23 protein-coding genes are annotated in these 21084 nt (G+C 62.7%); 16 read left to right on the top strand and 7 right to left on the bottom strand.

The window, feature by feature from the left end:
* Window positions 1-186 precede the first annotated feature (186 nt).
* The 4 genes from Q9451_RS30110 to Q9451_RS30095 are packed head-to-tail and all read left to right on the top strand — an operon-like array spanning window position 187 to window position 3131.
* Window positions 187-852 carry an amino acid ABC transporter permease gene (locus Q9451_RS30110; protein WP_012274715.1) on the top strand — a complete coding sequence of 222 codons (666 nt, stop codon included), beginning with the start codon at window positions 187-189 and terminating at the stop codon, window positions 850-852.
* On the top strand, window positions 833-1492 hold the full coding sequence (locus Q9451_RS30105) for an amino acid ABC transporter permease (protein WP_012274714.1): 660 nt from the start codon (window positions 833-835) through the stop codon (window positions 1490-1492). The genes Q9451_RS30110 and Q9451_RS30105 overlap by 20 nt, the downstream gene beginning before the upstream one ends.
* Window positions 1489-2262, top strand: coding sequence for an amino acid ABC transporter ATP-binding protein (locus Q9451_RS30100; RefSeq protein WP_012274713.1), 774 nt, complete (start codon window positions 1489-1491; stop codon window positions 2260-2262). The genes Q9451_RS30105 and Q9451_RS30100 overlap by 4 nt, the downstream gene beginning before the upstream one ends.
* The gene (locus tag Q9451_RS30095) at window positions 2259-3131 is read left to right on the top strand and encodes a transporter substrate-binding domain-containing protein (RefSeq protein WP_012274712.1); all 873 of its coding nucleotides are present in this window, start codon (window positions 2259-2261) and stop codon (window positions 3129-3131) included. Before Q9451_RS30100 ends, Q9451_RS30095 begins: the two co-directional genes overlap by 4 nt.
* A gap of 35 nt (window positions 3132-3166) precedes the next feature.
* On the opposite strand, the gene Q9451_RS30090 is transcribed toward Q9451_RS30095, so the two are convergent.
* Complete coding sequence (locus Q9451_RS30090; RefSeq protein ID WP_012274711.1) at window positions 3167-5530, bottom strand: penicillin acylase family protein; 2364 nt, start codon at window positions 5528-5530, stop codon at window positions 3167-3169.
* Between the two features lie 87 nt (window positions 5531-5617).
* Between Q9451_RS30090 and Q9451_RS30085 the strand changes: the two genes are divergently transcribed.
* Window positions 5618-6184: a sugar O-acetyltransferase gene (locus Q9451_RS30085; protein ID WP_012274710.1), complete on the top strand. Its 567-nt coding sequence runs from the start codon at window positions 5618-5620 to the stop codon at window positions 6182-6184.
* On the opposite strand, the gene Q9451_RS30080 is transcribed toward Q9451_RS30085, so the two are convergent.
* Entirely contained in the window at window positions 6163-6732 is a 570-nt protein-coding gene (locus tag Q9451_RS30080) for a DUF6436 domain-containing protein (protein WP_012274709.1), read from the bottom strand. The genes Q9451_RS30085 and Q9451_RS30080 overlap by 22 nt on opposite strands.
* A 248-nt stretch (window positions 6733-6980) precedes the next feature.
* On the opposite strand from Q9451_RS30080, the gene Q9451_RS30075 reads away from it, so the two are divergent.
* Window positions 6981-7907: an alpha/beta hydrolase gene (locus Q9451_RS30075; protein WP_012274708.1), complete on the top strand. Its 927-nt coding sequence runs from the start codon at window positions 6981-6983 to the stop codon at window positions 7905-7907.
* On the opposite strand, the gene Q9451_RS30070 is transcribed toward Q9451_RS30075, so the two are convergent.
* Entirely contained in the window at window positions 7908-8660 is a 753-nt protein-coding gene (locus Q9451_RS30070) for a DUF2059 domain-containing protein (protein WP_012274707.1), read from the bottom strand. It abuts the gene before it with no gap.
* A gap of 113 nt (window positions 8661-8773) precedes the next feature.
* On the opposite strand from Q9451_RS30070, the gene Q9451_RS30065 reads away from it, so the two are divergent.
* Window positions 8774-9406 (top strand): 2OG-Fe(II) oxygenase, encoded by a 633-nt coding sequence (locus Q9451_RS30065; RefSeq protein ID WP_041166805.1) that lies wholly within the window; start codon window positions 8774-8776, stop codon window positions 9404-9406.
* Complete coding sequence (locus Q9451_RS30060) at window positions 9393-9896, top strand: DUF523 domain-containing protein (protein ID WP_012274705.1); 504 nt, start codon at window positions 9393-9395, stop codon at window positions 9894-9896. Before Q9451_RS30065 ends, Q9451_RS30060 begins: the two co-directional genes overlap by 14 nt.
* Window positions 9897-9957: 61 nt before the next feature.
* Here the strand turns inward: Q9451_RS30060 and Q9451_RS30055 are convergent, their stop codons facing one another.
* Window positions 9958-10449 carry a transporter substrate-binding domain-containing protein gene (locus tag Q9451_RS30055; protein WP_012274704.1) on the bottom strand — a complete coding sequence of 164 codons (492 nt, stop codon included), beginning with the start codon at window positions 10447-10449 and terminating at the stop codon, window positions 9958-9960.
* Between the two features lie 223 nt (window positions 10450-10672).
* Between Q9451_RS30055 and Q9451_RS30050 the strand changes: the two genes are divergently transcribed.
* Window positions 10673-11149, top strand: coding sequence for a DUF4399 domain-containing protein (locus Q9451_RS30050; protein WP_012274703.1), 477 nt, complete (start codon window positions 10673-10675; stop codon window positions 11147-11149).
* A 46-nt stretch (window positions 11150-11195) separates the two neighbouring features.
* On the opposite strand, the gene serA is transcribed toward Q9451_RS30050, so the two are convergent.
* Window positions 11196-12425, bottom strand: a complete 1230-nt coding sequence (gene serA, locus Q9451_RS30045; protein WP_012274702.1) for a phosphoglycerate dehydrogenase — start codon at window positions 12423-12425, stop codon at window positions 11196-11198.
* A gap of 171 nt (window positions 12426-12596) precedes the next feature.
* Here serA and Q9451_RS30040 point away from each other — a divergent pair, with 171 nt between their 5' ends.
* The 4 genes from Q9451_RS30040 (at window position 12597) to Q9451_RS30025 (ending at window position 16773) form a co-directional block, all read left to right on the top strand.
* Window positions 12597-13994, top strand: a complete 1398-nt coding sequence (locus Q9451_RS30040; RefSeq protein ID WP_012274701.1) for an FAD-binding oxidoreductase — start codon at window positions 12597-12599, stop codon at window positions 13992-13994.
* Between the two features lie 21 nt (window positions 13995-14015).
* Window positions 14016-14681 carry a fumarylacetoacetate hydrolase family protein gene (locus Q9451_RS30035; RefSeq protein WP_012274700.1) on the top strand — a complete coding sequence of 222 codons (666 nt, stop codon included), beginning with the start codon at window positions 14016-14018 and terminating at the stop codon, window positions 14679-14681.
* A 181-nt stretch (window positions 14682-14862) separates the two neighbouring features.
* Complete coding sequence (locus tag Q9451_RS30030; RefSeq protein WP_012274699.1) at window positions 14863-15780, top strand: SdiA-regulated domain-containing protein; 918 nt, start codon at window positions 14863-14865, stop codon at window positions 15778-15780.
* Between the two features lie 90 nt (window positions 15781-15870).
* Window positions 15871-16773: an SdiA-regulated domain-containing protein gene (locus Q9451_RS30025; RefSeq protein ID WP_012274698.1), complete on the top strand. Its 903-nt coding sequence runs from the start codon at window positions 15871-15873 to the stop codon at window positions 16771-16773.
* Window positions 16774-16888: 115 nt separating this feature from the next.
* Here Q9451_RS30025 and rpiA read toward each other — a convergent pair whose 3' ends face one another.
* A complete protein-coding gene (rpiA, locus tag Q9451_RS30020) occupies window positions 16889-17563 on the bottom strand; it encodes a ribose-5-phosphate isomerase RpiA (RefSeq protein WP_012274697.1) in 675 nt (224 codons plus the stop codon).
* Between the two features lie 133 nt (window positions 17564-17696).
* Here rpiA and ilvA point away from each other — a divergent pair, with 133 nt between their 5' ends.
* Window positions 17697-19211: a threonine ammonia-lyase, biosynthetic gene (ilvA, locus tag Q9451_RS30015; RefSeq protein ID WP_345960835.1), complete on the top strand. Its 1515-nt coding sequence runs from the start codon at window positions 17697-17699 to the stop codon at window positions 19209-19211.
* A 38-nt stretch (window positions 19212-19249) separates the two neighbouring features.
* The gene (locus tag Q9451_RS30010; protein WP_012274695.1) at window positions 19250-19675 is read left to right on the top strand and encodes a DUF2269 domain-containing protein; all 426 of its coding nucleotides are present in this window, start codon (window positions 19250-19252) and stop codon (window positions 19673-19675) included.
* A 116-nt stretch (window positions 19676-19791) separates the two neighbouring features.
* Here the strand turns inward: Q9451_RS30010 and Q9451_RS30005 are convergent, their stop codons facing one another.
* Window positions 19792-20448, bottom strand: coding sequence for an HAD family hydrolase (locus Q9451_RS30005; RefSeq protein WP_012274694.1), 657 nt, complete (start codon window positions 20446-20448; stop codon window positions 19792-19794).
* A gap of 141 nt (window positions 20449-20589) precedes the next feature.
* Between Q9451_RS30005 and Q9451_RS30000 the strand changes: the two genes are divergently transcribed.
* Window positions 20590-21069 carry an RNA pyrophosphohydrolase gene (locus Q9451_RS30000; protein ID WP_003249017.1) on the top strand — a complete coding sequence of 160 codons (480 nt, stop codon included), beginning with the start codon at window positions 20590-20592 and terminating at the stop codon, window positions 21067-21069.
* Window positions 21070-21084: the final 15 nt, after the last annotated feature.

Here is a 21084-nt window from a genome sequence, read left to right as displayed (position 1 = left end):
GGATTTTTGCAATTCACCTGCTATTGCCGGGGCCGCTTTGCGGCGCTTTCGCGACACAAGGCCGCGCCTACAAAGGGCGTCTATGCCTGTACTATGCATATGCAATAAAGGTATTTATTAAAAAATTTTTAGATCATTAGAGTCTATTCATTGTGCCCCCGCGCACCCTGCAGACTTGCTCTACCCATGACCCTCGACATCGCATTCATCCTCAGCACGCTACCCGCTTTTCTCAAGGCCGTGGGCGTGACTTTGCAGGTCGGCATGATCGCCATCGCCACCTCGCTCTTGGTCGCCCTGGTCAACGCCACGCTCCTTGTCCTGCGCACGCCCTACCTGTGGCGCCTGGTCAAAGCCTACGTGGAGCTGGCGCGCAACACGCCGCTGCTGATCCAACTGTTCTTCGTCTACTTCGCCTTGCCAAGCCTGGGCCTGAAGATTTCCGGTTTTTCCGCGGCGATCATCACCATGACCTTCATGGGCGGTGCCTACCTCACCGAGGTGTTACGGGCCGGCATCGAGGCGGTGCCGCGTGCGCAGCTGGAGTCTGGGCGCTCCATCGGCTTGTCCGAGGGCCAACTGCTGCGCCATGTGGTGCTGCCCCAGGCCGGTATCCTCAGCCTGCCGGCACTGTTCGCCAACTTCATCTTCCTGCTCAAGGAAACCACCGTGGTGTCGGCGGTGGCCGTGCCGGAAATCCTCTACACCACCAAAAACTACATCGCGCTGTACTACAAGACCTACGAAATGCTCACCGTGCTGACCCTGCTCTGTGTATTGCTGTTCCTGCCGCTGTCGTTGCTGCTGCGCTACGTGGAAAGGAGGCTGCAACATGGCCAGTTCGGCGTTTGACCTGTTGCTGCAGGCGCTGCCGCAGCTGGCCGGCGGCGCCGCGCAGACCCTGGCCATCTCGGCACTGGGCATCCTCTTCGCAACGCTGGGTGGCGTGCTGTACGGCGTGCTGGCAACCCTGGGCAACCGTGCCCTGAACATCGCCTTGCAGGTGTACCTTGAGTTGTTTCGCGCCATCCCGGTGCTGGTCTGGTTGTACCTGGTGTTCTTCGGCCTGCCGATCTTCTTTGCCCTGAGCATCCCCAGCTTCTGGTGCGCGGTGCTGGTACTGGCCCTGTGGGGCGCGAGCGAGGTGGGCGAGGTGGTACGCGGTGCGCTGCGTTCGCTGCCGCGCGGCCAGCGCGAAGCCGGGCTGTCGATCGGCCTGGCGGGGTGGCAGCTGTATGGCTACGTGCTGCTGCCGCAGGCGCTCAAGCGCATGACCCCGCCCACCATCAACATCTACACGCGGATCATCAAGACCAGCTCGCTGGCGGTGCTGATCGGCGTGGTCGAGGTGATCAAGGCCGGTCAGCAGATCATCGAACGCACCTACGAATCGGTGCTGATCTATGGCGCCTTGTTCCTGTTCTTCTTCATCGTTTGTTATCCGCTGTCCGCCGCTTCGCGCGTGCTGGAACGCCGCTGGGCACACTCATGAGCGCACTGATCGAATTCCAGGGTTTCAACAAGTTTTTTGGCGAGCACCAGGTGCTCAAGGACGTCGACCTGCAGGTGGCGGCCGGTGAAGTGGTGGTCATCCTCGGCCCCAGTGGCTGTGGCAAAAGCACGCTGCTGCGCTGCCTCAACGGCCTTGAGCAGGCCCACAGCGGGCACCTGCGCCTGGCCGGGCAAGAATTGCTCGCCCCGCACACCGACTGGCGCGCCATCCGCCAGCGGGTCGGCATGGTGTTCCAGAGCTACCACCTGTTCGGCCATATGAGCGTGATCGACAACCTGCTGCTGGGCCCGCTGAAAGTGCAAAAGCGCGAGCGGGCCGAAGCCCAGGCCCAGGCCGAGGCGCTGCTGGCGCGGGTCGGCCTGCTGGACAAGCGCGACGCGTTCCCCCGGCAATTGTCCGGGGGCCAGCAACAGCGCATCGCCATCGTGCGCGCGTTGTGCATGAACCCCGAGGTGATGCTGTTCGACGAAGTTACCGCTGCCCTCGACCCAGAAATGGTCAAGGAGGTGCTGCAGGTAATTCAGGGCCTGGCCCGCGACGGCATGACCTTGCTCATCGTTACCCACGAAATGGCCTTCGCTCGCGCGGTGGCCGACCGCATCGTGTTCATGGAGGCCGGCAGGGTCCTTGAACAGGGTGACCCCGAGAGCTTCTTCACCCGACCGCGGACCGCACGCGCGCAGCAGTTCCTGGAGAAATTCTCCTTCGTAGAAAGCCTGCCAAAGACATTGCACAAGGAACTGTCATGAAAACTGCCAACTTCACCAAACTGCTGGCACCGTTGTTCGGCCTGGCCTTGCTGGCCGGCTGCAACAAGGCCGACGAACCGCCCAAGCCGGCGGCGGCATCGCCAGCCACCAGCTACCTGGAAACCATCAAGGCCCGCGACAAGCTGATTGTCGGCGTGTTCACCGACAAGCCGCCGTTCGGCTTCGTCGATGAGAAAGGCCGCTATGTGGGCTTTGACACCGACATTGGCCGGCGCCTGGCCAAGGACCTGCTGGGCGATGAAAACAAGGTCGAGTTCGTTGCCGTGGAACCGGCCAGCCGTATTCCGTTCCTGCAGAGCGACAAGGTCGACCTGATCCTCGCCAACATGACCGTGACCCCGGAGCGCAAGGAAGCGGTGGACTTCACCAACCCCAACCTGCGCGTTGCCGTGCAGGCCATCGTGGCGGATGGCAGCCCGGTGCAGAAGCTCGACGACCTGGCCGACAAGACCATCATCGTGACCACCGGCACCACGGCCGATATCTGGCTGACCAAAAATCATCCCGACTGGAAGCTGCTCAAGTTCGAGAAGAACAGCGAATCGCTGCAAGCCCTGGCCACCGGCCGTGGCGATGCCTATGCCCAGGACAACCTGATCCTGTTCAGCTGGGCCAAGCAGAACCCGGGTTACCGCGTGCTGCCTGAGCTGCTGGGTGACGAAGCGCCGATTGCGCCGGCGGTGAAGAAGGGCAACACCGAGCTGCGAGACTGGGTGAATGCCGAGTTGGCCAAACTGGGGGAAGAGAAGTTCTTGCTGAAGCTGTATGACCAGTATGTGCGCAAGGAACTGAGCGATGACACCAAGCCGGAAAGCGTGATCGTCGAAGGGGGCAAGTGGCAGGGTTGACGGTGTGATTGGGGCTGCTGTGCAGCCCTTCTCGGTCATTCGCCTGGTACTAATCGCAAGGTACTTTGCGCCGGAATCACCCCCATCTGTGCACGCTGATACTGCCCCTGCACATACCCCTCGGCCTGGTCCGCATAATGCCGGTCGAACGGCACGCCGCTCTGCCCTACCGGGTTGCTGGTCAGCGCCTGTCCGGCATCGGCAAAGTCGACCAGCCGCCGTGTCGATGGCCCATAGTTAACCGGCCATGGCGCCGGGCCGATCTTCGCCGAGAGGTTGTTCGGCACTTCATGGGTGCCGGGTGCAGCGAAGGGGCCGACGTTGAACAACAGGTTCAGCGGCTTTTTCACCCCAAGCGGATGGTTGTGGGTCAGGGTATGGGCCTTGCCCCACTGCCAGCTGACCGGGTCGCTGCCCAGGGTGTCACGCAGGTGTTTCAAGCTGTTCTGCCAAGCCGTGCGCACAACGGCTGTACGGTCGGTACGCAGGTTGCCACCACGGGTGTTCCACCAGGGTGAGTCTGCATCCACTGCCAGGCGTGGCAGGGCGGCGTCAATGGCGCGGGTGCTTATCAGCACCGGGAACCAGGTGTCGCCCAGCTCGTCATGCAGGGCTGCGAAGGCCAGTTCGTAGAGGAACTGGTTGAACAGCGTGGCGCTGGTCGAGTCCAGCGGGTAGTCGCCCGCCCAGGCCGCCAGTTGCTCAACCAGCTCCTTCTGTTCGTCACCTTCGGCCACTGCGCGCAGGGTTGCCAGCAACGGGGCAAGGGTGCGCGGGCCGTAGTCGCTGGCAGTGTCCAACTGCAGTGCCTGGCTGTTCTGGGTGTCCCATTTCACCTCGGGGTTGGCCAGGTGCCGATCGAGCTGGCGGCCACGGTCGGGCAAGTTGTAGTAACCCGGTATCGGCACCGCCGCTGGCGGCTGGTAGTTGGCCGAAACGATGTAGCCGCGCGCGGGGTTCTCCTGTTGCGGGTTGACGCTGAAGGGGTAGAAACCAAGCTTGTCCGCCTGCACGCTGGCGCCGTCGAGGATGAACGCGGGGTCGACGCCGTCGGGACGGATCGGTAGCTTTGCCGCCGCCCACCAGCCGATATCGCCACGGGCATTGGCCCAGACAAAGTTAAGCCCAGGGGCGTGGACCTTGGCGGCGGCCTCGCGCATCTTGCCCAGGGTGTCGGCGCGGTTGAGCTGATAGAAGCCGTCGAGGATCGGGTTTTCGGTTTCCAGAAATGCCCACCACATGGCGATGGGCGTGGGGCCGGTAGTGCTGCCCAGTACGTCGTTGACGATCGGGCCATGGGGCGAGCGGCGCAAGTTGATGGTGACCGGCGCTTCGCCTTTGACGGCGATTTGCTGCTCGGTCTTTTCGAGCGTCTGCCATCGGCCATCGATCATTACTTGGTTGGCGTCGGCCGGGTTGGTGCGCTCGGCGATCAGGTCGACGTCATCGTTCTGGAACATGGTCAGGCTCCAGCCGAAGTCACGGTTATGACCGAGCAGCGCAAACGGGTTGAGCGCCTGGAAGTAGCCATACAGGTTGAAGCCGGGCGCTGACAGCTCGGCCTCGTACCACACGGCTGGTACCGCGAAGCTGATGTGCGGGTCGCCGGCCAGCAACGGCTTGCCACTGCGGGTGCGGTTACCCGCTACCGCCCAGGCGTTGCTGCCTTCGAACTGCGGGATACCGGCGTCGCCCAGTGCCTCATGACTGAGGCGGGCGAGGGCTTCAAGGCCGTGCCAGTCGGCGGCGGCCAGCGGCGTGCCCAGAGCACCCTCGGGTTGCCAGCCTAGGTCGAATATTTTCAGGTATTCAGGGCCCAGAGTGTCGCGGATGTAGGTCAGTGCAGGCTCGGTGCGGAACGCGGCAGCAAAACTGTAGGCCAGGTAGCCGGCGACGCTCAGGGTGTCTTCGGCGGTGAACGGGCGCGGGGTGATACCGAGCAGGTCGAATTCCATGGGCTTGGGGTGACTGGCTTGCCAGTTGTTGACCCCGTCGAGGTACGCTTGCAGGGCTTGCCATGCCGGCGACTGCGGGTCCTGTTGCTTGGCCATCAGGGCGGCCTGTTCGCGAATGCGCAGGCTGCGGAACAGGGTATCGGTGGGCAGCAGCTTGTCGCCCAGCACCTCGGCCAGCTCGCCACGGGCCAGGCGACGCAGGATTTCCATCTGGAACAGCCGGTCCTGGGCATGCACGTAGCCCAGCGCACGGTACAGGTCCGGCTCGCTCTGGGCCTGCAGGTGCGGCACGCCGCGGGCATCGTAGCGCACGCTGACCGGTGCTTGCAGGCCGGCAATGGCTACCTCGCCTTCGCGTTGCGGTAGCTTGCCCTGTACGTACCAGTAACCGGCGCCGGCGGCCACGGCAACCACCATGGCCAGCAGGGTCAGGCTGCGCTTCATGCAAGCTCCTTGTGCGTTCAAGCGGAAAATGTGGTCCGATCATCGGCGGATTCGCGAACAGAGCATAGCCCCCGGGAAGGAGATTCCATGTCACTCAGCGAAAAACAGAAGATGCTTACAGGCCAGCTCTACCACGCCGGCTGCCCCGAGCTGCAGGCCGAGCAGATCGCCAACAAGCACTGGATGCACCGTTACAACAACAGTGTCGAACTGCTCAACGATGCGCGCCACGGGCTGCTGCTGGAGCACTTTGGCCAGGTGGGTGAAGGCGCGGTGATCCGCCCGCCGTTCTATTGCGACTATGGCTACAACATCAGTGTTGGCCGCAATACCTTCATGAACTTCAACTGCGTGATCCTCGACGTGGTACCGGTGCGCATCGGCGACGACTGCCAGATCGGCCCTAACGTGCAGATCTACACCGCCGACCATCCTCTCGACCCTGACTTGCGGCGCAGCGGGTTGGAGAGCGGGCGACCGGTGACCATCGGCAACAACGTGTGGATCGGCGGCGCGGCGATCATCCTGCCGGGGGTGACCATTGGCGACAATGCCGTGGTGGGTGCTGGGAGTGTGGTGACCCGGGATGTGCCGGCGGGTGCGACGGTGGTGGGTAACCCGGCGCGGGTACGTCAGCCCGCCCAAGGGCAGTAGCAACCCACTGCCAGGGTATTGGAGGCGCTGACCTGGCGGCCATCGAGCAAGGCCTTGAGGATGGGCTCGATGAAGCTGTTGCTGGCATTGCACACCGCACCTTCGCTGTAGGGGCCGAAGTAGGCCAGGCGCCCTTGCCGGTCCCAGATAGCCACGGCCGGGGAGGCGGGCAGGTGTTCGCTGCCGGGCAGGCTGGCGAGCGGCTTGAGGGCGGAGAGGTTGGCGGGCAACTGGCCGTGGCTGCCGGGCTTTTGCAGCACATGGAAGGTGACGCCCTGGCCGGCGAACTGGCTGACCAGGTCGCCCAGGTGCTGCTGGTTGCCGACGTTGCACGGGCAGGCGGGGTCCCAGAAGTGCACCACGCGGATCGGGCCTGTGCCGGCCAGTTCTGGTGGCAGGTGCAGTTGGCTGCCGTCGAACAGGGTGGTCTGGTTGTCGAACGGGCGCAGGTAGCGGGCCTGGAAGGTGGTGTAGGCCTGCCAGAGGATGGCAACGCCGACCACTAGGGCAAGCACCGTGCACAACGGTTTGATGATTCGGCTACTCATGAAGCGTCGGTGGACCTTTGTGGGAGCGGGCTTGCCCGCGAAGCAGACTACGCGGTGGATGGCACGGGCTATGCCCGTGTTCGCGGGCAAGCCCGCTCCCACAGTGATCGCGCAAATTTCCAGATTTGAGCAAGGCAGTAATCCGACAACCAGATCGGTGCTGGTTGTTCGAGGTGAGCAAGCTTGCCATGACGCCGGCCAGAGCTGAAGATTCCGGATCAATACTTGCGTCAATGTGGATGTACCCGATGCCCGCTGCTTTTCAACCCGACCACCTGCGCACCTGCCTGGCACCGTTGACCGCTTGCCAGCCGTTAACGGCCGAGGCCCAGGGATACCAGCGCTTCTACGGCCTGGACCTGTCGGCACACAGCTGGCTGGGCGGCTTCCAGGCGGCGGGGTTCGACCTGGTCGGGCAGGCCTGGTTACCCGAGCAGCCCATCGCAACGCTGTTCCTGTTGCACGGTTATTACGACCATATGGGCCTCTACCGGCATGTGATCGAATGGGCACTCAAACAGGGTTTCGCTGTGATCAGCTGTGACCTGCCCGGTCATGGCCTGTCCAGTGGCGAGCGGGCCAGCATCAGTGATTTTGCGGTTTACCAGCAGGTGCTGGAGGTGTTGTTCGAACAGGCACGGGCGCTGCAACTGCCGCGCCCGTGGCACCTGTGCGGGCAGAGCACCGGTGGCGCCATTGCCGTGGACCACCTGCTGCACCAAGGCGCGCGCAGCCCCATCGATGGCCAGGTCATCCTCTTGGCACCGTTGGTACGGCCCTGTTCCTGGCGCTGGTCGAAATTGAGTTATCGGGTGTTGCGTCACTTTGTGAACGGCATCGAGCGCCGCTTCAGCGAGAACACCAACGACCCGGCCTTCCTGCCGTTTCTGGAGGCCGACCCGCTGCAACCGCGCCGCCTGCCAACCGCCTGGGTGGGGGCACTGATCGCATGGGTCAAACGCATAGAGGCCGCGCCACGCAGTTCGCGGCGGCCGTTGATCGTGCAGGGGGAGGCCGATGGCACGGTGGATTGGCCCTACAACCTTGAAGTGCTCAAGGCCAAGTTTGCCGAGCCGCAAATTCTGATGCTGCCCGAGGCCCGTCACCACTTGGCCAACGAGCTGCCGGGCATTCGCCAGCGCTACTTCGACTTCATCGACCAGCGCCTGGGCTGATCACTTCAGCTCGTTGGTACTCTGGCCAACCGCCAGGCCCGCGCGGACAGCGGCCAGGGCCGCCTGGTAGTAGGCCTTGCCGTCAGGGGACTCGGCGAAGGTGGCGAATTCTTCCAGCTCGGCGTCGGACAGGTCGCGGTAGACGTACAACAAGGTGTTGTTGAGGTCTTCGCCGATCTGGTTCATCAGGCGCTGGCGCTGGCCGTCGAGCAGGCCCTGGGCCTGGCCGCCACCGAACAGGCCGGGGATCATCGAACTGAGGCTGTCGGCTGCCACGCCGGCGATGGCCAGGCTGACTTCGGCGCCGGCTTCACGCGCTGGCAGGGCCTGGGCCAGGTGGCCGATGACCAGCAGGCGGTCGTCGCTGGCCTGGATCTTCGGCAGGCCCTTGGCATTCTTGGCCAGTTCGTCCTTGCGAGTGGCCTTGAGTTCCGCTGCCACCACCTTGCGCCCCAGCGGCGACTGGAAGAAAGCCAGGGCCGGCGAGGGGTTGGCCAGGGTGGCGCGCAACTGCGCCTGGGCACGACGGTCTACCGCCTGGGCCTGGAAGCGCTGGTTGCTGTTGTTGACCAGCGCCTGATACACGGCGGGTGGCAAACTGTTGCGATAGCGCGCCTGGGCGGCGGTCAGGGCATCGTTGAAGTGGGCGCGCTGGTCGGGCCAGCCGGCGGCCTTGTACAGTTGATCCAGGTTGTCTGCCCAGACAGGCGTGGTGCAGATCATCAGCAGAATCAGGGAAAACAGACGGCGCATTCAGGACTCCTGTCGGCAGGTGGCTATTGTCCTTGGCCCAGCGCTGGTTTGTCGAGATATGCGCGTGTTTCTCGGCCAAGTGGCGCTGTGCGGCGACAGGGCGAATGGATATGATGCGCGCCATGCACATCTCCCCTGAACACCCGATGGTTACGGCCGTCGTCGACGATCTGGCCACCCAAGGCTGGTCCCAGCAGGCGCTCTTTCTGCCTGCCGAACTGGTGCGCGCGCTGGCGGCCGAGTGCCGACGCCGTGATGCCGAAGGCGAACTCAACCCTGCGGGGGTTGGGCGTGGTGCTACCCAGGAGGTGCGCGAAGCCATACGCGGCGACCAGATCCAGTGGATCGACCCGGGGCAGGCCGAGGCCTGCGACCAGTACCTGGCGGCCATGGACCAACTGCGGCTGGCGATCAACCAGGGCCTGTTCCTGGGCCTGGAAGACTTCGAATGCCATTTTGCCTTGTACCCACCGGGGGCGTTCTATCGCCGGCACCTGGACCGTTTTCGCGACGATGACCGGCGCATGGTCTCGGCGGTGCTGTACCTGAACGAGGGGTGGCAGTCGGAGGACGGCGGCCAGTTGCGCATGTTCCTGGCCGAGGGTGTCGAGCACGATGTGGAGCCAGTGGCGGGTTGCCTGGTGATATTCCTGTCCGGCGAAGTGCCCCACGAGGTGTTGCCGGCCAGGCGTGAGCGGTTGTCGTTGACCGGCTGGTTCAGGCGGCGTGGCAATGACCCGTTCTGATGTGGCCAAGGTGCTGGTCAGCGCCTGCCTGTTGGGGCAGCCGGTGCGCTATGACGGCCGGGCCAGTGGGCACCCGGGCCTGTTGCAGCAGTGGCAGGCCGAAGGGCGCGTTGTGGCTTTGTGCCCGGAGGTAGCCGGTGGCTTGCCGACCCCGCGCCCGCCAGCGGAGATACCAGGCGGGCAGGGCGGGGCGGTGCTCGATGGCGGCGCGCAGGTGCTCACAGTGACGGGCAGCGATGTCAGTGCCGAGTTTCTGGCTGGGGCGCAGCTGGCGCTGGAACTGGCGCAGCGGCATGGCATCCGCGTGGCGGTGTTGAAGGCGGGTAGCCCTTCGTGTGGTAACCGGTTGACCTATGACGGCACGTTCAGCGGTGTGAAGGTAGCGGGGGAAGGGGTGACCACGGCGCTGTTGCGGCGGGCTGGGGTGCAGGTGTTCAGCGAATTGGAGCTGGAGCAGGCGGCGCAGGCGCTGGCTGAACTGTCACTGTAAGCCTGTACCGGCCTCCTCGCGTGTTCACCCACGAAGAGGCCGGTACAGGCAGCAATAAATCTTACTGCCCGGCCGCAGTCTCCTGCACGCCCTTGAACCACTTCTGCTCCAGCTCGGCAGTGCGTCCGCTTTCTTTCAAGCGCTGCAACGCATTGTTCACCGCGCTTTCGAACGCCGGATTGTCCTTCTGGAACGGGATCACCAGCTTTTTTTCGCCAATCGGAAGGCTTACATCGAGCGGGCCGTCGTCGCCCTTGAGCGCATCGGTCGATGGCGTGAGCGCGATGTCGTACTTGCCGCTCTCGACACCCGTCAGCACTTCTGTTGCAGGGGCCTCGACGAACTCGGCGCGCAAGTCCAGCTCCCTGGCCAGGTCCTGGCCAAATTCGATGTCGAAACCCGTCAGGTGGTCGTCTTGTTTGAATGCGTACGGCGAATTATCAGCCTGTACGGCAATGCGCAGTTCGCCCCGGTCGGCGATTTCGTCGATCAGCTCCGCCTGGGCCAATGGACTGATCAGTACTGCCAGCAGTACCCCTATGGTCGAACGCATGAATGCCCCTTTTCTTTTAGCAGATTGAATACTGTCGCCACGGCTTTCTTCCTCGCCGTGATCGAACGCAGCCTATGACCTTGAAGCCTCGGCATTGTTTAACCCTGACCGAAATATTTCTGTCAGACAATGTGAACACCTTGGCGAATAATTCAACTAATGTGAACTACCGCCGCCGTCGGATCCCAGGCTGCGGTCAATAAGTGAATCACAGGAGAAGTGAATGAACAGCCTAATTTCGCGTGCTGCCGTTGCCGGTCTGTTGATGGGCGCGTCGGTGTTCGCCAGTGCCGCGGACGCCCTGAAGAGCCAGGAGCCGCCCAAGGATGCCAAGGTCTTCATCGTTTCCCCCGCCGATGGCGCTACGGTCGACAAGACCTTCACCGTCAAGTTCGGCATCGAGGGTATGGCCCTCAAGCCTGCGGGTGATCAGACCCCGCACACCGGGCACCACCACCTGCTGGTGGATGTGGACAAAGAGCCAGTGGCTGACATGCCGCTGCCGACCAGCCTGATGCCGGAGGCTGGCACCGCACTGCCGGCGGGCCCGCAGGTGCTGCACTTCGGCAAGGCGCAGACCGAAACCAGCATTACCCTGACGCCGGGCAAGCACACCTTGCAACTGATCCTGGGGGACCAGTATCACGTGCCGTTCAAGCCAAGCGTGGAATCGAAGAAGATCACGGTTGAAGTGAAATAAAAAAAGGGAGGCCCAAGGGCCTCCCTTTTTCATGCAGCAAGCAAACTTAGAACAGCACGCGGGAACGGATGGTGCCCTTGACCTGTTGCAGTTTTTCTTGCGCAAGGTCCGAGTACTCGGCGTCAACGTCGATTACCACGTAACCGACTTTCTCGTTGGTCTGCAGGAACTGACCGGAGATGTTGATGCCGTTCTCGGCGAAGACCTTGTTGATCTCGCTGAGTACGCCGGGAATGTTTTCGTGAATGTGCAGCAGGCGGTGCTTGCCTGGGTGCGCCGGCAGGGCCACTTCCGGGAAGTTGACCGAAGATACCGAAGTACCGTTGTCGCTGTACTTGACCAGCTTCTCGGCCACTTCCAGGCCGATGTTGGCCTGGGCTTCGGCGGTGGAACCACCGATGTGCGGGGTCAGGATCACGTTGTCCAGGCCGCGCAGCGGGCTTTCGAACTCTTCGTCGTTGGAGCGCGGCTCGATCGGGAACACGTCGATGGCGGCGCCGATCAGGTGCTTGTCCTTGATGGCAGCGGCCAGGTGGTCCAGTTCGACCACGGTGCCACGGGCGGCGTTGATCAGGATCGCGCCTTTTTTCATCGCGCGGATCTCCTTCTCGCCGATCATCCACTGGGTGGACGGCAGCTCAGGCACGTGCAGCGAGACGATGTCGGCCAGGCCCAGCAGCTCGTTCAGGCTGGTAACCTGCACGGCGTTGCCCAGTGGCAGTTTGGTCAGCGGGTCGTAGAAGTACACCTGCATGCCCAGGTTTTCGGCCAGGACCGACAGCTGGGTACCGATCGAGCCGTAGCCGACGATGCCCAGTTTCTTGCCACGGATTTCGAACGAGTTGGCCGCACTCTTGATCCAGCCACCACGGTGGCAGGAAGCGTTTTTCTCTGGGATGCCGCGCAGCAGCAGGATGGCCTCGGCCAGTACCAGCTCGGCGACCGAACGGGTGTTGGAGTATGGCGCGTTGAACACGGCGATACCGCGCTGGCGGGCAGCTTCCAGGTCAACCTGGTTGGTGCCGATGCAGAAGCAGCCAACAGCGACCAGTTTCTTGGCGCAGTCGAAGATCTCTTCGGTAAGCTGGGTGCGTGAACGGATGCCGATAAAGTGGGCATCGGCGATCTTTTCCTTCAGCTCGGCTTCCGGCAACGAACCAGTGAGGTATTCGATGTTGGTGTAGCCGGCAGCCTTGAGGGTATCGACTGCGTTCTGGTGCACACCTTCAAGAAGAAGGAACCGGATCTTGCTCTTGTCGAGAGAAGTCTTGCTCATCTGCGTAAACCTGTATCCCGGAGAAAAAATGGCGAGGGGTGATGCCAGGCGCGAGGGCAGCCTTAGCATGAACAGCGGGAGGGCTATGCTAGCATACGCGACACAATCTGAGCTTATCCCGACAGGTGAAGAGTACTCAGGGTGACTATGAATAAGTCGAGAGTTCCAGCGATGACCCACCCCGCTGTTATTGAAGAACTGATGACCCTTGTCGACCCTGGCAAGGTCCTGACCGACGCGGCTTCCCTCGAAGCCTATGGCAAGGACTGGACCAAGCATTATCCGCCGGCGCCCAGCGCCATCGTCTTTCCCAAGACGGTCGAGCAGGTGCAGGCCATTGTGCGCTGGGCCAATGCGCACCAGGTGGCGCTGGTGCCGTCTGGCGGGCGCACTGGGCTTTCTGCCGGCGCTGTGGCGGCCAATGGCGAGGTTGTCGTTTCCTTCGATTACATGAACCAGATTCTCGGCTTCAATGCCTTCGACCGCACCGTGGTCTGCCAGCCAGGGGTCATCACCCGGCAATTGCAGGCCTACGCCGAAGAGCAGGGCCTGTATTACCCGGTGGACTTCGCTTCCAGCGGTTCTAGCCAGGTTGGCGGCAACATCGGCACCAATGCCGGCGGGATCAAGGTGATTCGCTACGGCATGACCCGCAATTGGGTCGCAGGGCTGAAAGTGGTCACCGGCAAGGGCGAGTTGCTGGAACTGAACAAAGACCTGATCAAGAACGCCACCGGCTACGACCTGCGCCAGCTGTTCATCGGTGCCGAAGGCACGTTGGGTTTCGTGGTCGAGGCCACCATGCGCCTGGACCGGGCGCCGCGCAACCTTACCGCGATGGTGCTGGGTACACCGGACTTCGACTCGATCATGCCGGTGCTGCACGCCTTCCAGGGCAAGCTGGACCTGACCGCCTTCGAGTTCTTCTCAGACAAGGGCTTGGCCAAGATCCTGGCGCGCGGCGATGTGCCGGCGCCGTTCGAGACCGATTGCCCGTTCTACGCACTGCTGGAGTTCGAGGCCAGCACCGAAGCGGTGGCCAACGAAGCCTTGGCCACCTTTGAGCACTGCGTCGAGCAGGGTTGGGTGCTGGATGGGGTGATGAGCCAGAGCGAAACCCAGCTGAAAAACCTGTGGAAGCTGCGCGAGTACCTGTCTGAAACCATCTCGCACTGGACCCCGTACAAGAACGACATTTCCGTCACCGTGTCGAAAGTGCCCGCGTTCCTGCGCGAAATCGACGCCATCGTCGCGGAGCATTACCCCGATTATGAAGTGGTGTGGTACGGCCATATCGGCGACGGCAACCTGCACCTGAACATCCTCAAGCCCGAGCACATGAGCAAAGACGACTTCTTCGCCTCGTGCACCAAGGTCAACAAGTGGGTGTTCGATATCGTCAAACGCTACAACGGCTCGATCTCCGCCGAGCATGGCGTGGGTATGACCAAGCGCGACTACCTGGGCTACAGCCGCTCGCCGGAAGAAATCGCCTGCATGAAGGCAATAAAGGCCGTGTTCGACCCTAACGGCATCATGAATCCGGGTAAGATCTTCGCTCCCGTATAAAAAGCAGTAGAGGAGTCGGCCATGAGTTACCAGCACCAGTACGTAGACGGCACGCGCATTCACTTCCCGCTGGGCAAGGTGGTGTGCATCGGCCGTAACTATGCCGAGCATGCCAAGGAACTGGACAACCCGATCCCCACCGAACCGCTGCTGTTCATCAAGCCAGGCAGCTGTGTGGTGCCGGCCGAAGGCGGCTTCAAGATCCCGGCCGAGCGGGGTTCGGTGCACTACGAGGCCGAAATTGCCGTGCTGCTGGGCAAGCCGCTGTCGGCCCACCCGAGCGAGGAAGAGGTGCTGGATGCCATTTCCGGCTACGCCCCGGCGCTGGACCTGACCCTGCGCGACGTGCAGGCCAAACTGAAAGAGAAGGGCCTGCCGTGGGAACTGGCCAAGTGCTTTGACGGGGCCTGCGTACTGCCGCCGTTCGTCTCGGCCGCCAGTTTCGAGGATGTCACCGACATCCCGGTGCGCCTGACCGTCAACGGCGAAGTGCGTCAGGACGGCAACAGCGCGATGATGCTGAACCCGATCGTGCCGATGATCCAGTACATGGCGGCGCATTTTTCGCTGCAGGCGGGGGATGTGATCCTCACCGGTACCCCGGCGGGTGTGGGGCCGTTCAATGTCGGTGACGAGCTGGTGCTGGAGCTGCCGGGTGTCAGCCGCTTCGAAAGCCGAGTGTTCTGACTCGAAACCGTGTTGCCTTCTTCGCGGGTAAACCCGCTCCCACAGGTACTGCACAAGGCTTGAGAGCTGTGCAGTACCTGTGGGAGCGGGTTTACCCGCGAAGAGGCCGGACCTGTTTACCGATTTTTCACACCCGATCAGGATAATGCGCGCACCCACGCCCATTTCCCAGGAACCGCGCATGCCATCACCCTCCGCCCCGGCAACACCCAAGCGTCGCTTCTTTCTGCGCTGGCCCTTCGGCCTGGCTGTGGCGGCGGTGATCGGTTATGGCGTATCGGTAGCCATGCACTGGGATGACCGTGGTGCGCTGTGGGTAAAGGAGAGCTTCGAAAGCACCGCCGAGCGCAGCGAAAGCGTGTGGCTGCCGGACTATCAGGTGGACATCGACGCCAAACCGCTACCGGGCATGGACGATGACGAAGCCTCGGACGTGGCCTTCAACCCGCATACCCGTACCCTGTTCGCGGTCATGGGCAAGAACCCGATCCTGGTCGAGTTGAGCCTGGAGGGCGATGTTCTGCGCAAGATCCCGCTCAACGGCTGGAGCAACCCGGAGGGTGTCGCCGTGCTGGAAGACGGCAACCTGGCCATTACCGACGAGCGTCTGCACGACCTGACCGTGGTCAAGGTGGACGCGCAGACCACGGCACTGAACCACGGCGACTTCCAGAGCCACGACCTGGGCCAGTCGGTGAAAAGCAACAAGGGTTTCGAGGCCATCGCCTGGGACCCGCTGCGTCAGCGCTTGATCATCGGCGAGGAGCGCCCACCCAAGCTGTACACCTGGAACACCGATGGTCGCAGCCCGCTCCAGGGTGAGAAGCAGCCGCTGCCCAGCGAAGAGCTCGACTTGCGCAACCTCTCTGCCCTGGGCGTTGACCCACGCACCGGCCACTTGCTGGTGCTGTCGGCCGATTCCAACATGCTGCTGGAGCTGGACGAGCAGGGCCAGCAAGTCAGTTTCATGACCCTGCTGGGCGGCTTCAACGGGCTTGAAGACACCATCCCGCGGGCTGAAGGGGTGGCCATGGACGATAAGGGCAACCTGTACATGGTCAGCGAGCCGGCGCTGTTCTATCGCTTCAAGAAGAACTGACAACACCATCAGATTTGCCTGATGCTGGCATTAAGCTTCGTTTCAGCCATTAATGATTAGATTCGCCACCCCTGTGTCGAGTCTGCTCTTATGCGCCGTTTTGTTCGCCTGTTCCTTGTTCTGGTTGCCCTTGGCCTGCTCATGCTTGGCTGGGCCGGGCAGGAGTTTCGCCTGTTCGAGCGTGGCTGGTTCAACCTGAAGACCTGGTGGCAGCCTGCCGAGCGGAGCATTGGCCTGGACCGCTACCGGGTAGTGCTGGAAGCGCAGCCGGTCGAAGGGCTGGATGATGACATTTCGGCGCTAACCTACGACCCCGACCGCAAAACCCTTTTCACCGTCACCAATGCCCGTTCGGAGCTGATCGAGCTGTCGCTGGACGGCCGCATCCTGCGCCGCGTGCCGCTGACCGGCTTCGGCGACCCGGAGGCTGTGGAGTACGTTGGGCCAAACAGTTATGTGATTACCGACGAGCGTCAGCAACGGCTGATTCGCGTAAGGCTGGAAGACGACACGATGTTCCTCGATGCCGGTGACGCTGAACAGCTCAGCCTGGGCATTGGCCTGAACGGCAACAAGGGATTCGAGGGCCTGGCATACGATTCGGCGGGCAAGCGGCTGTTCGTGGCCAAGGAGCGCGACCCGATGCTGATCTATGAGGTGCATGGCTTCCCGCATGACAACCCGGAAAAGCCCTACGCCGTGCATGTGGTACAGGACCGCAAGCGCGATTCACGGCTGTTTGTAAGGGACCTGTCGAGTTTGCAGTTCGATGAGCGCAGCGGGCACTTGCTGGCGCTGTCGGACGAGTCGCGGCTGGTGCTGGAGCTGGATGTAGAAGGCAGGCCGCTGAGTACCTTGTCGCTGCGCAAGGGGTCGCAGGGGTTGCAGGCGACGGTACCGCAGGCGGAGGGGATTGCGATGGATGAGGTGGGGACCATTTACCTGGTCAGTGAGCCGAACCTGTTTTATGTGTTCAAGCAGGTAACGGAGTGAGCAGGTGGGGCTGCTTTGCAGCCCATCGCGACACAAGGCCGCTCCTACAGGAGATGGCGTACCCCTGTAGGAGCGGCCTTGTGTCGCGATACGAGGGCAAAGCCCCCGCCGAAGCTTACTCGGCCTTCAGGCTCTTCACACCTTCAGAGGTGCCCAGCAGCAGCAGGTCCGCCGGTCGCGCCGCGAACAGGCCGTTGGTGACCACGCCAACGATGGCGTTGATCTGCGCTTCCAGCTCCACCGGGTTGGTGATCTGCAGGTTGTGCACGTCGAGGATCACGTTGCCGTTGTCGGTGACCACGCCTTCGCGGTACACCGGGTCGCCGCCCAGCTTGACCAGCTGGCGCGCCACGTGGCTGCGGGCCATCGGGATCACTTCAACCGGCAGCGGGAAGGCGCCCAGCACGGGCACCAGCTTGCTACCGTCGGCGATGCAGATGAAGGTCTTGGCCACGGCCGCGACGATCTTCTCGCGGGTCAGGGCTGCGCCGCCGCCCTTGATCAGGTTCAGGTGCGCGTCGCTTTCGTCGGCGCCGTCCACGTAGAACTCAAGCTCGCTGACGCTGTTCAGCTCGTACACCGGGATGCCATGGCCCTTCAGGCGCTGGGCAGTGGCTTCGGAGCTGGCGACTGCGCCGTCGAAGGCGGTCTTGTGCTGAGCCAGGGCGTCGATGAAGAAGTTGGCGGTCGAACCGGTACCGACGCCGACAACGCTCTTTTCATCCAGCTTGGGCAGAATGAAGTCGACAGCGGCCTGGGCGACGGCCTGTTTGAGTTGGTCCTGGGTCATGCGGGCTCCGAAAGGGGCAGGGCGGTTTCAAAGTTGCCTAGTATAACGGCTCGCACGGCTTTGCTGTGGTCGCCCGACGTAGCGCTGGGGTAGACTCCCAGCCCTTGTCCCGCGGCCCAGTGATGCATTCCCGATGCTCGAACAGTACGTCAAGAAGATCCTCACCTCGCGCGTCTATGACGTTGCCGTCGAAACCCCGTTGCAGAGCGCCGGGCAACTGAGCAAGCGGCTGGGCAACCAGATTTTGCTCAAGCGCGAAGACCTGCAGCCGGTGTTCTCGTTCAAGATCCGCGGGGCGTACAACAAGCTGGCCCAGCTGAGCCCAGAGGAACTGGCCCGTGGCGTGGTCACCGCCTCGGCCGGCAACCACGCCCAGGGCCTGGCCCTGGCTGCGCGCGAAATGGGCATCAAGGCCACCATCGTGATGCCCAAGACCACCCCGGAAATCAAGGTCGAGGGCGTGCGCTCACGGGGCGGCAAGGTGGTGTTGCATGGCGACTCGTTCCCCGAGGCGCTGGCCTATTCGCTGAAACTGGTCGACGAAAAGGGCTTTGTCTATGTTCACCCTTACGACGACCCGCACACCATCGCCGGTCAGGGCACCGTGGCCATGGAAATCCTGCGCCAGCACCCTGGCCAGCTGGACGCGATCTTCGTGCCGGTGGGTGGCGGTGGCCTGATCGCCGGTATTGCCGCCTACGTGAAGTACCTGCGCCCGGAAATCAAGGTAATCGGCGTCGAGCCGGATGACTCCAACTGCCTACAGGCGGCCATGGCCGCCGGTGAGCGCGTGGTGCTGCCGCAGGTCGGGCTGTTCGCCGACGGTGTGGCGGTGGCCCAGATTGGCCAGCACACCTTCGATATCTGCCGCCACAATGTGGACGAAGTCGTCACCGTCAGCACAGACGAGATTTGCGCAGCAATCAAGGATATCTACGACGATACCCGCTCGATCACCGAACCTGCCGGCGCCTTGGGCGTTGCGGGCATCAAGAAGTACGTCGAGCTGTATGGCGTGACCGGGCAGACGCTGGTGGCTATCGACTCTGGTGCCAACGTCAACTTCGACCGCCTGCGCCATGTGGCCGAGCGTGCCGAGTTGGGTGAAAAGCGTGAGGCGATCATCGCCGTGACCATTCCCGAGCGACCGGGCAGCTTCAAGGCCTTCTGCGAGGCCATTGGCAAGCGCCAGATCACCGAGTTCAACTACCGCAAGCACACCTCGGACGAAGCGCATATCTTCGTGGGCGTGCAGACCCACCCGGAAAACGACCCGCGTGCAGCGCTGGTGCAGCAACTGACCGAGCAGGGCTTCCCAGTTACCGACCTGACCGACAACGAGCTTGCCAAGTTGCATATCCGCCATATGGTGGGTGGCCATTCGGCCGGTGCCAGTGACGAAATGGTACTGCGCTTCGAGTTTCCCGAGCGGCCAGGGGCGCTGTTCAACTTCCTCAACAAGTTGGGCGGGCGCTGGAACATCTCGATGTTCCACTACCGCAACCATGGCGCAGCTGACGGGCGTGTGGTGGCAGGCCTGCAGGTGCCGGAGGATGAGCGCCACCTGGTACCGGCGGCGCTGGCCAAGATCGGCTACCCGTACTGGGACGAGACCGAAAACCCCGCTTACAAGCTGTTCCTGGGCTGAGCGGCTAAGCTTGGCTTATCGCTCAAGGATGTGAAGACATGGAACACCTGACCACCCTCAAGACCTTGCACATCATTGCCACCGCACTGCTGCTTTTGGGCGCCTTGGGCTTGGCGGCCTGGACCGTTCGCGCCCGCCGTCAGGGTGATGCCGAGGCTTATGCAAAGCTGCTGCGCCGGCCGTTGGTATTTGTCTGGCTGGTGATGGGCCTGTGCCTGGTGAGCATGCCGCTTACCGGTTGGTGGCTGGTGCATCTGGTGGGCTGGCCGCTGGGGCAGACCTGGGTGCTGGCGTCCAGCGTCATCTATACCTTTGGCGCGTTTGCCGTGTGGTGGCTGCTGGTACGGCTGAACCGGCTGCGCAAGGCCGAAGTGGTAGGGCTGCGGTTTACCCTGGCGCTGGCGGTGTTCAGCGGGGTGTGCTTCCTGTCCATTGCCGGGCTGATGGGTGCCAAGCCAGTTTGAGGCCAGAGGAGGGCTTCGCCCTCCATCGCGACGCAAGGCCGCTCCTACAGGGGAACGCGTATTCCTGTAGGAGCGGCCTTGTGTCGCGATAGGGCCGCAAAGCGGCCCCGGCAATCTCAATCCCTTAGCGAAACCACCGGCCACCCATGCTTCTCGGCCTCGGCCCGCAGGTTCGGGTCCGGGTCCACCGCCACTGCATGCGTCACCTGCTGCAACAGCGGCAAATCGTTCATCGAGTCGCTATAGAAGTAGCTGTCCTCCAGGTCGAAGCCATTCTCCAGCATCCACCGCTCCAGCCGCGTCACCTTGCCTTCACGGAAACACGGTATATCGGTACTACGCCCGGTATAGCGACCGTCGCGCATCTCGCACTCGGTTGCCAGCAGCACGCGAATGCCAAGACGCCGTGCAATTGGCGCGGTGACGAAGCGGTTGGTAGCGGTAATGATCACCAACTGGTCGCCCGCCTCGCGGTGCTGCTGCAGCAGGGCCAGGGCCTTGGGCAGGATGATCGGTTCGATGCAGTCGCGCATGAAGTCGCGGTGCCATTCGTCGAGCTGGGCCACGGGCGTTGCCGCCAGGATCTCCATGGAAAAGGCCAGGTAGGCCTGCAGGTCCAGGGTGCCGTTGAGGTAGTCCTGGTAGAAACCATCGTTGCGTTGCTTGTAGGCGAGTGGGTCGAGGATGCCACGCTCGCAAAGGTAGTCACCCCAGGCATGGTCGCTGTCGCCACCGAGGAGGGTATTGTCCAGGTCGAATAAAGCCAGGCGCATCGCGGTCACTCGCATCAGCCACAGGGTAGGCCCGCAGAATACGGAGTTTTCACGCTGCTGCACATAAGCTTGGCGGGCGCGTTGCTGCGCTCGCAAGCTTTGTGGAACAATGCGGGGACATGCGTTTGCGAGGTTGCTGCCGTGATCGACCCGGATGGTTTTCGCCCCAATGTCGGGATCATTCTTACGAATGATGCCGGGCAGGTGCTATGGGCTCGACGGATCAACCAGGATGCCTGGCAGTTCCCCCAGGGTGGTATCAACCCTGACGAGACGCCTGAAGATGCCCTGTACCGCGAGCTGAACGAAGAAGTTGGCCTTGAACGCGACGATGTGGAAATTCTTGCCTGCACCCGTGGCTGGTTGCGTTATCGTTTACCGCAGCGACTGGTACGTACCCACAGCCAGCCGCTGTGCATCGGCCAGAAGCAGAAGTGGTTCCTGCTGCGCCTGGTCAGCAACGAACAACGGGTGCGGATGGACCTGACCGGCAAGCCGGAATTCGACGGCTGGCGCTGGGTGAGCTATTGGTATCCGCTGGGCCAGGTTGTGACATTCAAGCGCGAGGTGTACCGACGCGCCCTGAAAGAGCTAGCACCGCGTCTACTGACGCGCGACTGACGACGGAGTTCGACC

It is taken from the genome of Pseudomonas sp. NY8896, from assembly GCF_039634505.1.
The sequence above is the reverse complement of the archived record's forward strand: the minus strand, read 5'-3'. Positions and strand labels throughout refer to the sequence as shown.

Excerpts from the sequence above, each read along its gene's own strand:
- Q9451_RS30065 (WP_041166805.1), top strand. The coding sequence starts at position 8,774 with ATGCGCGCCATGCACATCTCCCCTGAACACCCGATGGTTACGGCCGTC.
- Q9451_RS30100 (WP_012274713.1), top strand. The coding sequence starts at position 1,489 with ATGAGCGCACTGATCGAATTCCAGGGTTTCAACAAGTTTTTTGGCGAG.
- Q9451_RS30035 (WP_012274700.1), top strand. The coding sequence starts at position 14,016 with ATGAGTTACCAGCACCAGTACGTAGACGGCACGCGCATTCACTTCCCG.
- rpiA (WP_012274697.1), bottom strand. The coding sequence starts at position 17,563 with ATGACCCAGGACCAACTCAAACAGGCCGTCGCCCAGGCCGCTGTCGAC.
- Q9451_RS30090 (WP_012274711.1), bottom strand. The coding sequence starts at position 5,530 with ATGAAGCGCAGCCTGACCCTGCTGGCCATGGTGGTTGCCGTGGCCGCC.
- Q9451_RS30030 (WP_012274699.1), top strand. The coding sequence starts at position 14,863 with ATGCCATCACCCTCCGCCCCGGCAACACCCAAGCGTCGCTTCTTTCTG.
- Q9451_RS30005 (WP_012274694.1), bottom strand. The coding sequence starts at position 20,448 with ATGCGCCTGGCTTTATTCGACCTGGACAATACCCTCCTCGGTGGCGAC.
- Q9451_RS30070 (WP_012274707.1), bottom strand. The coding sequence starts at position 8,660 with ATGCGCCGTCTGTTTTCCCTGATTCTGCTGATGATCTGCACCACGCCT.
- ilvA (WP_345960835.1), top strand. The coding sequence starts at position 17,697 with ATGCTCGAACAGTACGTCAAGAAGATCCTCACCTCGCGCGTCTATGAC.
- Q9451_RS30105 (WP_012274714.1), top strand. The coding sequence starts at position 833 with ATGGCCAGTTCGGCGTTTGACCTGTTGCTGCAGGCGCTGCCGCAGCTG.
- Q9451_RS30040 (WP_012274701.1), top strand. The coding sequence starts at position 12,597 with ATGACCCACCCCGCTGTTATTGAAGAACTGATGACCCTTGTCGACCCT.
- Q9451_RS30080 (WP_012274709.1), bottom strand. The coding sequence starts at position 6,732 with ATGAGTAGCCGAATCATCAAACCGTTGTGCACGGTGCTTGCCCTAGTG.
- Q9451_RS30060 (WP_012274705.1), top strand. The coding sequence starts at position 9,393 with ATGACCCGTTCTGATGTGGCCAAGGTGCTGGTCAGCGCCTGCCTGTTG.
- Q9451_RS30110 (WP_012274715.1), top strand. The coding sequence starts at position 187 with ATGACCCTCGACATCGCATTCATCCTCAGCACGCTACCCGCTTTTCTC.
- Q9451_RS30055 (WP_012274704.1), bottom strand. The coding sequence starts at position 10,449 with ATGCGTTCGACCATAGGGGTACTGCTGGCAGTACTGATCAGTCCATTG.
- Q9451_RS30075 (WP_012274708.1), top strand. The coding sequence starts at position 6,981 with ATGCCCGCTGCTTTTCAACCCGACCACCTGCGCACCTGCCTGGCACCG.
- Q9451_RS30050 (WP_012274703.1), top strand. The coding sequence starts at position 10,673 with ATGAACAGCCTAATTTCGCGTGCTGCCGTTGCCGGTCTGTTGATGGGC.
- Q9451_RS30095 (WP_012274712.1), top strand. The coding sequence starts at position 2,259 with ATGAAAACTGCCAACTTCACCAAACTGCTGGCACCGTTGTTCGGCCTG.
- Q9451_RS30010 (WP_012274695.1), top strand. The coding sequence starts at position 19,250 with ATGGAACACCTGACCACCCTCAAGACCTTGCACATCATTGCCACCGCA.
- serA (WP_012274702.1), bottom strand. The coding sequence starts at position 12,425 with ATGAGCAAGACTTCTCTCGACAAGAGCAAGATCCGGTTCCTTCTTCTT.
- Q9451_RS30025 (WP_012274698.1), top strand. The coding sequence starts at position 15,871 with ATGCGCCGTTTTGTTCGCCTGTTCCTTGTTCTGGTTGCCCTTGGCCTG.
- Q9451_RS30085 (WP_012274710.1), top strand. The coding sequence starts at position 5,618 with ATGTCACTCAGCGAAAAACAGAAGATGCTTACAGGCCAGCTCTACCAC.